The organism is Flavobacterium koreense, from assembly GCF_054776075.1.
In genome coordinates, this window is sequence record NZ_BAAHCF010000002.1 from 361,219 (window position 1) to 375,765 (window position 14,547).

The 14,547-nt window shown below is 32.2% G+C and carries 12 protein-coding genes; 3 read left to right on the forward strand and 9 right to left on the reverse strand.

Features of this window, described 5'->3' with window-relative positions; translation table 11 throughout:
- The first annotated feature begins 163 nt into the window (after window positions 1-163).
- Window positions 164-721, forward strand: a complete 558-nt coding sequence (locus ACYU7A_RS01925; RefSeq protein ID WP_460573848.1) for a sugar O-acetyltransferase — start codon at window positions 164-166, stop codon at window positions 719-721.
- A gap of 51 nt (window positions 722-772) precedes the next feature.
- Here ACYU7A_RS01925 and ACYU7A_RS01930 read toward each other — a convergent pair whose 3' ends face one another.
- Window positions 773-1,963, reverse strand: a complete 1,191-nt coding sequence (locus ACYU7A_RS01930) for a pyridoxal phosphate-dependent aminotransferase (protein ID WP_460573850.1) — start codon at window positions 1,961-1,963, stop codon at window positions 773-775.
- Window positions 1,964-2,085: 122 nt separating this feature from the next.
- Window positions 2,086-3,183, reverse strand: a complete 1,098-nt coding sequence (locus ACYU7A_RS01935; RefSeq protein WP_460573852.1) for a fatty acid desaturase family protein — start codon at window positions 3,181-3,183, stop codon at window positions 2,086-2,088.
- A 111-nt stretch (window positions 3,184-3,294) separates the two neighbouring features.
- Here ACYU7A_RS01935 and rsmG point away from each other — a divergent pair, with 111 nt between their 5' ends.
- Complete coding sequence (gene rsmG / locus ACYU7A_RS01940; RefSeq protein ID WP_460573854.1) at window positions 3,295-3,915, forward strand: 16S rRNA (guanine(527)-N(7))-methyltransferase RsmG; 621 nt, start codon at window positions 3,295-3,297, stop codon at window positions 3,913-3,915.
- A 33-nt stretch (window positions 3,916-3,948) separates the two neighbouring features.
- Here the strand turns inward: rsmG and ACYU7A_RS01945 are convergent, their stop codons facing one another.
- The 6 genes from ACYU7A_RS01945 to map form a co-directional block, all read right to left on the reverse strand.
- Window positions 3,949-6,231: a T9SS type A sorting domain-containing protein gene (locus ACYU7A_RS01945; protein ID WP_460573856.1), complete on the reverse strand. Its 2,283-nt coding sequence runs from the start codon at window positions 6,229-6,231 to the stop codon at window positions 3,949-3,951.
- A 110-nt stretch (window positions 6,232-6,341) separates the two neighbouring features.
- Entirely contained in the window at window positions 6,342-7,970 is a 1,629-nt protein-coding gene (gene pruA / locus ACYU7A_RS01950; protein WP_460573858.1) for an L-glutamate gamma-semialdehyde dehydrogenase, read from the reverse strand.
- A gap of 165 nt (window positions 7,971-8,135) precedes the next feature.
- A complete protein-coding gene (gene apaG, locus ACYU7A_RS01955) occupies window positions 8,136-8,522 on the reverse strand; it encodes a Co2+/Mg2+ efflux protein ApaG (RefSeq protein ID WP_460573860.1) in 387 nt (128 codons plus the stop codon).
- A gap of 67 nt (window positions 8,523-8,589) precedes the next feature.
- Window positions 8,590-9,846, reverse strand: a complete 1,257-nt coding sequence (locus tag ACYU7A_RS01960) for a type IX secretion system plug protein (RefSeq protein WP_460573862.1) — start codon at window positions 9,844-9,846, stop codon at window positions 8,590-8,592.
- A 55-nt stretch (window positions 9,847-9,901) separates the two neighbouring features.
- Window positions 9,902-10,672, reverse strand: coding sequence for a class I SAM-dependent methyltransferase (locus ACYU7A_RS01965; RefSeq protein ID WP_460573864.1), 771 nt, complete (start codon window positions 10,670-10,672; stop codon window positions 9,902-9,904).
- A gap of 28 nt (window positions 10,673-10,700) precedes the next feature.
- Window positions 10,701-11,516, reverse strand: coding sequence for a type I methionyl aminopeptidase (gene map, locus ACYU7A_RS01970; RefSeq protein ID WP_460573866.1), 816 nt, complete (start codon window positions 11,514-11,516; stop codon window positions 10,701-10,703).
- 202 nt (window positions 11,517-11,718) lie between these two features.
- On the opposite strand from map, the gene ACYU7A_RS01975 reads away from it, so the two are divergent.
- Window positions 11,719-12,993 (forward strand): acetyl-CoA hydrolase/transferase family protein, encoded by a 1,275-nt coding sequence (locus ACYU7A_RS01975; protein ID WP_460573868.1) that lies wholly within the window; start codon window positions 11,719-11,721, stop codon window positions 12,991-12,993.
- A gap of 41 nt (window positions 12,994-13,034) precedes the next feature.
- Here ACYU7A_RS01975 and ACYU7A_RS01980 read toward each other — a convergent pair whose 3' ends face one another.
- The gene (locus tag ACYU7A_RS01980) at window positions 13,035-14,423 is read right to left on the reverse strand and encodes a TolC family protein (protein ID WP_460573870.1); all 1,389 of its coding nucleotides are present in this window, start codon (window positions 14,421-14,423) and stop codon (window positions 13,035-13,037) included.
- Window positions 14,424-14,547: the final 124 nt, after the last annotated feature.

Sequence of the window (14,547 nt, forward strand, 5' to 3'; positions counted from 1 at the left end):
AATATTTTTCTAATCCGTTTAATCTGTGCAAATCTGTGGCAAAATAGTATATTTGATTGTTTAAAATTGAATTATGAAATCGCATCAACAAAAAGTTTGCTAAGCAAACACCTTTAAATAAAGCGATACCATATTTGACCTCTAAAAAATAAATTCTGCAAATATGAAAACCGAAAAAGAAAAAATGCTCGATGGAGAAATCTATTTTGCTAATGATAAAGTCTTAATGGCAGAGCGATTACGAGCCAAAAAGTTACTTCACAGATTAAATGTCGCCGAATACGTAATGAATGGAAATTCAAGAAATATTCTGCGTGAATTGATACCCAATGCTCATAAGAGATTATATATCGAGCCACCATTCCATTGTGATTATGGTTATAATATTCATTCAGGTGAAAATGTATATTTTAATGTGAATTGTGTCGTTTTAGATACTATGAAAATAGAAATCGGAAACAATGTTTTCTTTGGTCCAAATGTTCATATTTACACAGCAACGCATCCACTTGACGCTGTTCAAAGACGAACAGTTGAGTTTTCAAAACCTATTTCTATTGGTGACGATTGCTGGATAGGAGGAAACTCTGTAATTTGTCCAGGTGTTAAAATTGGAAACGGATGCACGATTGGAGCAGGTTCAGTTGTAACAAAAGATATTCCTGACAATTCACTCGCCGTTGGAAATCCTGCAAAAGTGATTCGGAAGTTAAACCAATAAAAAAACCTCAAAGTTTGAATTTTGAGGTCTTTTTTAATTAAATTTATTTTTTTAAGAAACTGCTTCTTTAATACGTTTCATAGCTTCAGCTAATAATGCTTCGCTAGTTGCATACGAAAAACGAATACAATTTGGATTTCCAAAAGCATCACCAGTTACAGTTGCAACATTAGCTTCTGATAATAAATACATAGAAAAATCGTCAGCATTATTGATTAATTTTCCACGTAAAGTTTTTCCAAAATAATAAGAAACATCAGGAAAAACGTAAAAAGCACCTTCAGGAACATTTAGTTTGAATCCAGGAATCTCTTTAACTAAACCAACTACTAAATCTCTACGGTTTTTGAAAGCAGAAACCATTTCGTTCAACACACTTGGATCAGCATCAACAGCGGTAATTGTAGCTCTTTGTGCGATAGAATTCGCTCCAGAAGTAACTTGTCCTTGCATTTTTGTACAAGCTTTTGCGATTATTTCAGAAGCACCAATGTATCCAATTCTCCAACCAGTCATTGCGAATGCTTTTGCAACACCGTTTACAGTAATCGTTCTGTCAAACATTCCATCAATAGTAGCAATACTACAAAATGTTCCAGAGAAATTGATATGTTCATAGATTTCATCTGAAACTACATAAATTTCGTTTGGTTGATTCAATATCACTTTTGATAAAGCCGTCAATTCCTCACGATTATATACAGAACCGCTTGGATTACAAGGTGAACTATACCAAATCATTTTAGTTTTTGGAGTAATAGCTTTTTCTAATTGTTCCGGTGTAATTTTGAAATCACTTTCAACCGAAGTTGGAACTTCAACTGGAATTCCACCAGCCATTTTTATAATTTCAAAGTAAGAAACCCAATATGGTGCAGGAAGAATAACTTCATCACCTTCATTAATCATACATTGAGCAATGTTGTATAAAGATTGTTTTGCTCCAGTAGAAACCACAATATTTGCAGGTTTGTAATCTAAATTATTATCACGTTTAAATTTTCTACAAATAGCTTCTTTCAATTCCATATAACCATCAACAGGAGAATAAGTTGAGTAGTTTTCGTCGATTGCTTTTTTAGCCGCTTCTTTTATGAAATCAGGTGTGTTAAAATCGGGTTCACCCAAACTTAAACTGATAATGTCTTTTCCTTGTGCTTTTAATTCTCTTGCCAATGCTGCCATAGCAAGAGTTTGTGATGTAGATAGTTGGTTAATTCTGTCTGATAATGGGTTGCTCATTGTTGTGTTGTTGATTATACTAATTATAAAAATTTAAACCATTAAGGAATTAAGATAATTAAGGCTTTGCTTAATGAAACTTAACATCTTAATGGTTTAAAAAAATCTTCATTTTAAATTTTTTACGATAATTGAGGTTGTCTTCCTAAATCTCTCAAATGAGTAAAGTGCGAATAAATTGCAGCTCTAGTTGTTTTGAATTCATAATAAGGAAGATTACATTCTTTTGCAGTTTCTCTTACAAACTCAGCTATTTTATTGTAATGAATATGGCTGATATTTGGAAAAATATGATGCTCAATTTGATGATTTAATCCACCAGTGTAATAGTTTACTAACCAATTTTTAGGTGCAAAATTAGCAGTAGTATATAATTGGTGAATTGCCCAAGTGTTTTCTATTTCGCCTTCTTCGTTTGGAATTGGATTATCCGTTTCATGAACTACGTGAGCCAATTGGAATACAACACTCAAGATTACTCCAGCCGTGTAGTGCATAATAAAAAATCCGATTAATACTTGCCACCAACTAACGTGCCCAACAAGAATTGGAATTACAATCCACATTGAAAAATATATCACTTTCGTAATCACTAATGTTGTCCAACGAATTACAGGTTTTTTAAATTCTCCGTAAGATAAATTTCTCTTTAAATAACGTCTCATTTGTTGAAAATCGGTTGTAATTGCCCAATTGAAAGTCAACAATCCGTAAAGAATGAAGGAGTAATAGTGTTGGAATTTGTGATGACTATACCATTTTGCCTCTTTGGTAAAACGTAAAATTCTTCCAGCTTCTAAGTCTTCATCATGACCAAGAATATTAGTGTAAGTATGATGTAAAACATTATGTTGAACCTGCCAATTGTAAACGTTACCAGCAAGAATATAAATGCTTCCTCCCATGAATTTATTTACCCAACCTTTGTTAGAATAGGCACCGTGATTTCCATCGTGCATTACATTCATTCCAACACCAGCCATTCCAACTCCGATTACTACGTTAAGTAAAAGATAAGCCCAAAAAGGCATTTCCATTGCTAGCAAAAAGAAATATGGTGTCAAGAAAATGGTAAACATTACAACTGTCTTTAGATGTAATTTCCAGTTTCCAGTTTTATCAATGTTGTTTTCTTTAAAATAATCGTTTACTCTTTTATTTAAAGTTCTAAAAAATTTAAGATTGTCGTTTTTTGAAAAGACAGGTGTTGTGGTATTCATAAATTTGGAATTCTAATAATTTGTTCAAAGGTAAATATTATATTTTTTTTAGAAGTAAAAACAAATCATAATTATTAACCAAAAAGACTATTTTTGTTGAAAATTCAATTTATGGAAGAAATTCTGAAGCAATTTCCAAATCTTACTGATAATCAGATACAACAATTTGAAATGTTGCAAAATTTATATGAAGATTGGAACGCTAAAATCAACGTAATTTCGAGAAAAGACATTGACGAATTGTATACACGTCACGTTTTACATTCGTTAGGGATTGCTAAAATTTTAGAATTCAAATCGGGTTCTAAAATTATGGATGTTGGAACTGGTGGAGGTTTTCCTGCAATTCCCTTAGCAATATTATTTCCAGAAGCAAATTTTTATGCCATTGATATTATTGCCAAAAAAATAAAAGTAGTTAATGAAGTAATTAAAGCTTTAGGATTAAAAAATATTAAAGCCGAACAAAAAAGAGCCGAAATAGTTGAACACGACTTCGATTTTATTGTAAGTCGCGCCGTAACCAATATGCCTGATTTTGTTAGTTGGGTGAAAGGAAAAATGAAAACCAAATCGAAACACGAATTAGAAAACGGAATTTTATATTTAAAAGGTGGTGATTTGTCTGAAGAGTTGAAAGATTTTCCAAAAGCAACCGAATACAATTTATCGGATTATTTTTCTGATGAATTTTTTGAAACCAAAAAAGTAGTTCATTTACCATTGAAATAAAAAAAGTCTCCAAATTTGGAGACTTTTTAGTTTTTAACCTTTTATTATTTTCTTAGTGACACTTCCTTGACTATTTTTTAAAGTTACTAAGTAAACACCATTTGATAGTGAAATTGGGATTTCAAGTAAACCATTAATAGTTTGATTTTTCATTTCAACAATAGTTTTTCCAAGTATGTCTTTTACAACTATTGATGCGTTTTCTATAGTATAGTTTGAGTTAATTTGTAAACTATTCTGAATCGGATTTTGAATCCAAAAACTATTTAAAGCAAAATTTTCATTATTTGTCAAAACTGGATTTAAAATTTCTGCTAAAGCAAATGCTGTGTTTTGAGCGTTTAAAGTAACGTGATTTTCATTTACTGTTGGAATTGAAGAGGCAGCAAATGGCGTAGTTGAACTACTATTTATTGGAGCATAAAGATTTGTTGAGTTTGAAACTGCCATGGAACTCCATGCTGGAATGAAACAAAAGTAGTCAACTAATAAATTATCAAAAAACTCTGTAAGTAAAGGATCTGTTCCAGCTCCAGCTTGAAAACCAGCCATATCAAATCTTCCTCCTGGTGCAGAGTCTAAACCATCTGTATAAGTTGGCGATTTTGAGTTAGCAGCACTTTCATAACCAGTTATCCAGAAAAATAAAAAATATTGTTGACCTCTAAATCGGCTAACTTCATTAGTTTGATTCGCAGCTGGTGTAAATCTCAAATTAATTATGGCTCTCTGTGTTGAAGTTACGTTAAACGTATGGTTCATCGCTTCAAAGTTAGGAGAATAATTCATAGTGCCATTTCCTGCGCCATTTGAAATAGAAACATTTCTTGTGTTAACAGGGAATCCCATAGTGTTGAGTTCAGTTTGAAATGCATTTCTAAAATTAGGTGCTCCAGTTGGAAGTAGAGAGTTTGAAGCTGTGTTAAATTCAAATACACTTCCCGATTGCAGGTGTCCTTCAAAATGATCAATCAACATTTGTTTAGCGGCTGGACTTTTAATTAAACCATCAACCACTGGCTGAACTGCTGTGCTTCCGAGTGGTCCATAAGCCATATAATTAAATAAATGTTGAAAACCAATTGGAACATTTGCGCCAAGATGTGGTGAATCAAAAGAAATGTACAATCTTGTTTGATGAGATAAATTATTCATTTCCATATAGCGAAGAGCATAACGCGATATTAATCCGCCCATACTTGGTCCGATAACTACATTTTGTTCGCTGCCTACTTTTTGTGCATTTATTTGGTTTATTAATTCAACCAAAATCATTGCATTTCGTTGAATGTAATCAACGCCACCATCAACTACAGTAGTTGTACCTGTTCTTGTATAAACTGGAAAGTTTAAAATAATTACATCAAATCCTTGTGCTCTTAAATCGGTAGCCAAATTTTGACCAGTTCCATAATTTAATGATTGATAAATTATTGTACTGTTTCTTGAGTCACCTGGGTCAAAACCATCTACTAAAAAAATTGGTTTGTCTAAAACTCCATTTGTGGTATCCATAAAAAGTTCATATTCACCTTGCCCAAAATAAGGAGCAGTTTCGTTATAACCTTGATAAGAAATGGTTGAGGTAATAGGTAAAACTACATTTGGCGCTTGGGCTTCATTATTTTTCCCTTGAATATTTTCAATTGATGTGATTTCAAATTCAAATGAATTTTGAACTTTGCTTCCATCAGTAAATTCAATTTTATAATTAACTATTTGTTTGCCAGTTTCTTTGAAATTTAGTTGAAAAGGTTTGTTAAAATTGATTTTTACCCAATTAGAATCTTCTAGTTTTAGTTCAATAGAAAGAATTTTTTTATTGGTAGAATTTAGAATAAAATCTTCTTTAAGTAGAAATGTGTTACTATTTGTTTTGCTTAATAAAGGCGATAGAAGACTAATAGTATGTTTTTCAAAAACATCAGTAGCATTTGGTTTAAAATTATATTGATTGTTTTGAAGAAAAACATCGCCCTTATCAATTGAAGTTCTTTTTAGAGTTTCATACTCAGTAATTAAAATAGCTAACGGAATTTGTTTAGTCGCTTTTCCTAAGTTGGCTTCATTTTTTAAAACTTCATATTTTGGTAAGCGTTGTAAGAAATCAGCTCTTTGAATTTCATGGTAAAACTGATTGAAAGTATTTGCATCAATGGGTTTAGAGCCAATTGTTGCTGCTTTTGACAAATCAAAAACTCTATCGTGTAGGATTTTAGTTTCGGTTTTTTCTTTCAATAAATCATAAGTCTTATCTTGGCTATAGCCAAATATTGAAAAAAGAAAAATAAATAATAAAGTAATTTTTGACTTCATAGTTTGTTAGTTTTGAATTTCGAAGATACAAAAAATTAGTAATCAGTCAAATAAAAAAAAAGCTCAAACATTTCTGATTGAGCTTTTAAAATTTTACTTCGTGCTTAAGACTATTCTCCTAAAAACGGATATCTGTAATCTTCTGGAGTTACAAATGTTTCTTTTATGGTTCTTGGAGAAACCCAACGCAATAAGTTTTGCATCGAACCTGCTTTATCGTTTGTTCCAGAAGCTCTTGCGCCACCAAAAGGTTGCATTCCAACAACAGCTCCAGTTGGCTTGTCGTTGATATAGAAATTTCCTGCAGCGTTTTCTAAAGCTTTTGTTGCTTCAATTGTTGCATATCGGTCTTGACTAAAAATTGCACCAGTTAATGCATATTCTGAAGTCTCGTCAACTAATTTTAAAGTTTCGTTCCATTTAGCATCTTCATATACATAAATAGTAATTACAGGACCAAAAAGTTCTGTTTCCATTGTAGTATATTTAGGATTTGTGGTAACGATAACTGTAGGTTCGATGAAATATCCTTTTGATTTATCATAATTTCCACCAAGAATAATTTCAGCATCTGCATCTTTTTTTGCTTGGTCGATATAACTTGCTAATTTATCAAATGAACCTTCGTGAATTACTGCTGTAATGAAATTTGAAAAATCTTCTGGGCTTCCCATTTTCATTGAATTTACATCAATAATTAATTGCTCTTTTATGGCTGGCCATAAACTTTGAGGAATGTAAGCTCTTGAAGCAGCCGAACATTTTTGACCTTGAAATTCAAAGGCACCACGAGTAATTCCGGTTACTACTTGTTTTACATTTGCTGATGGATGAGCTACGACAAAATCTTTTCCTCCAGTTTCTCCAACTATTCTAGGATACGTTTTGTATGAATGAATTTGTGTTCCAATTTTCTTCCAAATTTCTTTGAAAACGAAGGTTGAACCTGTATAGTGAACTCCAGCAAAATCTGGTGAAGCTAAAACAGTATCAGTAATCATTACTGGATCACCAAAAACTACGTTAATAACTCCATCTGGAACACCTGCTTCTCTGAAAACATCAATAATAATTTTAGCAGAAAAAACTTGGCTATCACTTGGTTTCCAAACAACTGTATTTCCCATTAAAGCGGCACTAGCAGGAAGATTTGCAGCAATAGCAGTAAAGTTAAAAGGAGTAATTGCATAAACAAAACCTTCTAACGGTCTATATTCTACTTTATTCCAAACATCTGAATTTGAAGTTGGTTGGTCTTGATAAATTTGCGTCATGAATTCTACGTTATAACGTAAAAAGTCAATCAATTCACACGATGCATCAATTTCTGCTTGAAAAATGGTTTTCGATTGAGCAATCATTGTTGCGGCATTGATTCTTGCACGATAAGGTCCAGCAATTAATTCAGCTGCTTTTAAAAAGATGGCTGCTCTGTGTTCCCATGGCATTTGCGACCATTTTTTTCTTGCTTCTAATGCTGAAGCTATGGCTTTTTCAACATGTGATTTTTCTGCCAAATGATAAGTACCAACGATATGTTTATGATCGTGTGGTGCAGACATTGTTCGAGTATTTCCAGTTTTAATTTGTTCTGAACCGATATACATTGGCACATCGATTGTTTCGTTCCACATTTTCTTATAGGCGGCTAAAACAGCTGCTTTTTCTGGAGAATTTGGAGCGTATGATTTTACAGGTTCATTAACCGCTTTTGGTACGTGAAAGAATCCTTTAGGCATATCTTATATTTTGAAAATTAGACAATTTGATAAATAGATAATTCAAATAATGCGAATTATTTAATTTGTAACAAAAGTACAAAGGAAAATTTAAATTTTTGATAACAAATGTTACGAAACTTTTCGAGAGAAATTTCGGATATATTTTTAAGAAATAAAAGCTTATTAATTTAGAGCGTAAGGTGCACTCAAACGAAATGTTGGCACGATTACTCTAAAATTTTTGGTTGTAGTAAAGTTAATCATGTTAAAAAAACCACGCATTGCTCCATGTGGAGAAGAAAGCAAACAACCCGAGCTATAAGTATGTGACTCACCAGGTTTTAGTACTGGTTTTTTTCCTATAACTCCTTCGCCATCAACCACTTCAACATCATTTAGTGAATCAAAAATTTCCCAATGACGAGAGGTCAATTGAACCGAATCCTTACTATGATTTTCGATAGTTATCTCATAAGAAAAGGCAAAATGAATCTTGTAGTTCTTGAAGTAGGTACCTTCAAAACTAGTTACGACCGATATTTTTATGCCTCTTGTAATTTGAGAAACCATAATAAAACTTTTTGTAAAGTTACAAAATTAATAAAATAACCAATGTGATTTTTATGTTAAAGATTTTTTAATTGATTATGTCTGTTGAAGTTGCAACTCCTTTTCCGATAACTCTATCATATCTTTGATTGTTTTCTCGATAATAGATTATAGCAAAATAATTGTTCTCAGTTTGATAAAAATTACCATCAATAGCGCTTGCTTCATCTACCTTACCACTTTTATCTGCTATAGTATAGTTGAAATTGGTAAAACCTTGTTTAATCATCAAGGCTTTTTCATAAATCCCTTTTTTAACATTATATTCCATTTTGTTTTCATCTGTAAGTGCGTAATTATTAAACATTCCAGTGATGAAAATATCTTTATTTTGATAAAATGATGGAGCAGATAATGAGAAGTATATCCATGCGTAATCAGCTTCGATCTCATCATTTTCTGCGCTTATATTTTTAATGCTAAAATTACCATTGATGTCTGGCCAATAGGTATAAGGGTTTTTAGCTCTTGCATTGCTAGTGTACAAAAAGCAATTATACAAACCACCTTCAGTATCAATTCTAGCAATACTATTGTTAGCTGCTCTTATGTTTTTATTTTCAAAAAATAGATATTCGTTGCCTGCCCAAAATTGAGTTTCGGAATCATATTTATAAATCAAATCATTACCAATGGTGTACATTGGTTTTATATCACTGATAGCGTTGTTGAATTTTCCGTTTTGCATTAAAAGTACTTTCACATTCTTAAGCGGACTTTGAAACGTAATAGTATTAGATTTTATTGCAAAATCAATGTTGTGTTTGTATTCAACGTCTTTAACATTTCTAGCTCTTTTAACTTGCATTGGTACAGAAACCAATGGTTCATAAATAATAAATTTTCTTGAGAAAACAACTTCCTGGTCTTCATTAAGAATACTAATTACATAATTTCCACTAACTTTTAATTGAGTCAATTTATTAGGAAATGGAATTCTGTAATGCGAATATATTTGGAGTGCATTTAGGGAATTGGTGTAATCCTGAATTCGTTGATTATCAAAACCTGTTAGATATTCATTGATGGATAATTGGGATTGTTTCCAGTCGTAGTCACAATGCATTATCTTATAGTAGTAATTGTCTTCAGTTCCATGTAAATCATCAAACTGCAATTGAAAAGAATCTCCTAATTGAAACAACGGAATTGCATTCTGTCCGTTTTGAACAAATGATATCGTTTTGATATGATATGGAGGATTAACTTCTTTCTCTTGTGAAAAGGAGATTGAAATTGCATATAAAAAAAGTACAATAGATAAATATTTTTTCAACATAATCATTTTATTATCAAACGTAAAGATACTAAATATTATTATCTACAATTATGCCAATAAATTATTTAAAACAAACTGGGATAATTTCGCCTTTTGCCAAACAATATTTTTCAACTAATTCTGGTGAAAGTTTTGAAGTGTAATCTTCTTCAGTTACCTTGAAACCGATGCTTCTTAATTTATCAAAATAATCTCTTCCATAAACACGAACGTGGTCGTATTGCCCGAAAATTTTGGCTCTTTCTTTTTGATCTACAATTGAATCATCAGAGAAAGTTGTTGCACGGGATAAATCTTGTGGGATTTGAAAGATTCCCATTCCGCCGGGTTTTAAAACTCTAAACAATTCTTGCATGGCTTTAGTGTCATCTGGAATGTGTTCTAAAACGTGGTTGCAAAGAATTAAATCGTATTGATTATCTTCAAACGGCAAATTGCAAATATCAGCTTTTACATCTGCCAACGGCGAAAGTAAATCGGTTGTAGTATAATCGATGTTAGTTTGCTTCTTGAAACGTTTGTAAAACTCTTGTTCAGGAGCAAAATGTAATACCTTTTTCTTTTCTTTTGAAGTAAAAAAATCAGTTTCGTTTTGTAAATACAACCACAATAAACGATGTCTTTCTAATGACAAGGTGCTCGGAGAAAGCACGTTATTTCTTTGATTTCCATATCCATAAGGTAAAAACATTCGAAAACTTTTTCCATCAATTGGATCTGTGAAACGACTTCCTTTTAATAAAAAAGCCAAAATTGGACGCACGACAATACTCAAACGAATCAATATCGGACGAGGAATGGTGTTTAATATGAACTTGAATATTTTTTTCATTTATTTTGGATGCAAATTTGTATAAACTTTATAATGTGTAATGATTTCTAAACTCCTTTTCTTCATCACTTACAATTCCTAAAGCATCATAAATGTATTTGAAAGTCGATAAAATTTCTGGTTTTCCGTCGATTAAGGCAACGTCGTGTTCAAAATGAGCACTTGGTTTTCCGTCGGCTGTTAAAATTGTCCAACCATCTTTTAGTTGTTTTATGTTTTTTGTACCCATGTTTATCATTGGTTCAATAGCAACAACCATGCCTTCCACAAACATTTTTCCTCTACCACGTTTTCCGTAATTTGGCATTTCTGGATCTTCGTGCATTTTTCTTCCTAATCCGTGACCTACAAGTTCGCGAACGACACCATATCCGTGACCTTCACAATATTTTTGAATTGCATTTCCAACATCTTCAACTCTATTTCCTGTACGAAATTCTCTTATTCCAACATAAAGACTTTCTTTGGTAACTTTTAATAGTTTTTTTACCTCTGGAGCCACCTCACCAATTTCAAAACTATAAGCGTGGTCGCCATAAAATTCATTCATCAAAACACCACAATCTACTGAAATTACATCGCCTTCTTCCAAAGGTTTTGCATTCGGAATTCCATGAACAACTTGAGCATTAGGACTCATACACAACGAATTTGGGAAACCATAAAGTCCAAGAAATCCTGGAACTCCGCCATTATCTCGAATGAATTCTTCAGCTAATTTATCTAATTGTAAAGTAGTTACACCTGGTTTAATCACTTTTGCAATTTCGCCCAATGTTTTAGAAACTAATAACGCACTTTCGCGCATTAATTCAATTTCTTCTCTTGTTTTTGGAATAATCATTTTTCTAAATTTCAGACCGCAAAAATAGTGAAAAGTGTTCAGTGTTCAGTATTCAGTTTGCAGAAATTTTTAAACTTAAATTATTGTATTTTAGCATTATCGTTTGAACTTTGAATTTTACGTTTGAAAAATTATTTAATCATGAGTTTTATCATATTTTTTAAAAAATTCCAATTTTAACTTTGTACAAAATTTATTAGGTATGAGTAAATATGTTACTGCAGCAGAAGCTGTAAAAATCGTAAAATCTGGAGATAGAGTCTATCTTCAAGCTGCCGCAGCAGCACCAACTATATTAGCCAACGCACTAACCGAAAGAGCATCTGAGTTAAGAAATGTCGAAATTTGTCATCTTCATGTAGAAGGAGAAGCGCGCTACGCAAACCCTGAATTAGCAGAAAGTTTTCATGTAAATTCGTTTTTTATTGGAGCCAATGTTCGTCACACTTTAAAAGCAGGAAATGGTTCTTATACACCAGTTTTTCTAAGTGAGCTACCTCATTTGTTTCGTAAAAATGTTTTACCATTAGATGTTGCGTTTATTCACGTTTCGCCACCAGACAGACATGGTTATTGTTCGCTAGGAGTTTCTGTAGAAGCCACAGTTGCAGCCATTGAAAACGCTAAAATTGTAATTGCACAAGTGAATCCGCAGATGCCAAGAACTTTTGGTGACGGAATTCTTCATGTGTCTGAAATTGATTATTTGGTTGAGGTTGATGTGCCAATTTATGGTCATGATCCAGTTCCATTTTCAATAGAAGAAGAAAAAATAGGTTCTTTGGTTGCTTCATTAATCGAAGATAAAAGTACACTTCAAATGGGAATTGGTTCTATTCCAAATGCTGCTTTAAGCAAACTTACAAACCACAAAGATTTAGGTTTACACACAGAAATGTTCTCCGATGGAGTTATTGATTTAATTGAAAATGACGTTATCAATTGTAACTACAAAGGAACTTTACGCGGAAGAGTTTTAGCTACATTTTTAATGGGTTCAAAACGTTTGTATGATTTTGTAAACGACAATCCATTTATTGAAATGAAAGAATCTTCAATGGTAAATGATACGGCTCGTATTAGAAAAAATCCAAAAATGGTTTCTATAAATTCAGCTATTGAAGTTGATGTAACTGGTCAAGTTTGTGCCGATTCTATTGGTGCAAAAATGTTTTCTGGTGTTGGAGGTCAAATGGATTTTATTCGTGGTGCCACTTTAAGTCAAGGTGGAAAGGCGATTATTGCATTGCCATCAATTACTAAAAGAGGAGAAAGTAGAATTGTTCCTTATTTAAAACAAGGAGCTGGAGTTGTGACTACTCGTTCTCACGTTCATTATATAATTACTGAAAACGGAATTGCAGATTTATATGGTAAAACGCTTCGTCAAAGAGTTGGCGAAATGGTTCGAATTGCACATCCAAATCATCAAGAAAGTATTGATAGACAGTATTATGAAATGCTAAATAATATGTAGTTTTCAATTGCCTCGAGTTTAAGCTCGAGGCAATTGAATTATTAATCTGGATTGGCCATTATTTTAAATAATTCGGCATTCGAAATTAAATAACGATTTTCCAAACTCAACTCTGATAATTGTGAGCTGACCAAGTTGTTTTCTCTTGAGTTGATTAAGAAAATCGAACTTTCTCCAAAAGAAAACAAACGTTCTTCTGAACTCAACATCGTGTTGTAATCTTTCACTAAATCTGAAATTAATTTTCGTTGTCTTTCTAGCGAATTGATTTCGGTTTGTTGTGCGTTGATTTTGTTTTTAAGTTGAACACGTTCTAAATCAAGTGAATATTGGGTGTCTTGAATTTTGAATTTTGCCAATTGCAATCCGCCACGTTCTTTTCTTAAAAAAATAGGGAAACTAAAATTTACGCCTACTTTATAGTTATTGAAGTTGGTGTTATTCCAAGCGCTTTGTTCAGATAAATAATGATACCCTAAATCAATTTTTGGCAACAAACTGTTGGCTTTTAGTTTGCGTTCTACTTCTAAAATATCCAATTTACTTTGAAGTGAATTAATTTTTGGATGGTTTTCTATCGAAATGTTTTCTACTAAAAGTTCGTTTGTTTTTAAAGTTTCTTTTATTGTGTTTTCAAGTTTTATCTCTGGAATAATAGTGTCTTGTAATTCCAAAGGAACATTGTTTTCAAGCCATAAAAAGTTAGATAATTCTAATTTAGATTTTATCAATTTCAATTGTGAATCTTCAAGACTAAGTTTTCTGTTTCTTACAATGATTCCAGCTTCAACACTATCTATTGCTGGTTTGTCACCATTTTTTATTAAACTTGCTACACCATTAAAACGTATTTCGGCATTTTTTAAATACTCGGTGTAAAGTTGTACTTCGCTGTAATTTCGTTTCCAATTGAAATAAGCGACAGATGCGTTGTATAAAACTTCAATAGCTTGTAATTTTCGTTCCGCTTGACTTAATTGGATTTGAATTTTAGCTTTTCGCAAATCGGCCATTCTTTGGTTTATCAATAATCCTTGACCAAGTGGTACCGTAATTCCAAGTGAAGTCAGTCCTTGATTAGGAAGTGTATTTTGCGGATTTAAATAAACGCCTTCGCTATTGTCAAAACCTGCTTTTACTTCGATACCATACCAAGTTGGGATTTTGAAACTACTGTTTAAAAGTGAATAATATTGGCTGTCTTTGAATTGTTTTTTGTCAAAATCGACTTCAATTTTTGGGTCAAATCCACCACGTGCCATCATTAAATTGGCTTGAGCACTATTGACTTCAAGATTGGCACTTTTTACCATTGGATGGTACTTTTTTACGTAACCCAAATACTCATTATAAGTGAGTTCTTGAAGATTTTTATTTTGAGCTGTAACCCAAGTAGTGAAAAATATAAATAATAGTGTTTTGAAATTCATTTTTAGTAACCTTTAGATTGTGTTTTAACCCTGATCTCGTCATTGTTGGAGCTCTTTTTATAATGTTGACTGAGGCTCTCGAAGTCAACATTATAAAAAAGCGACTGGCGAGAGCAGGAACATG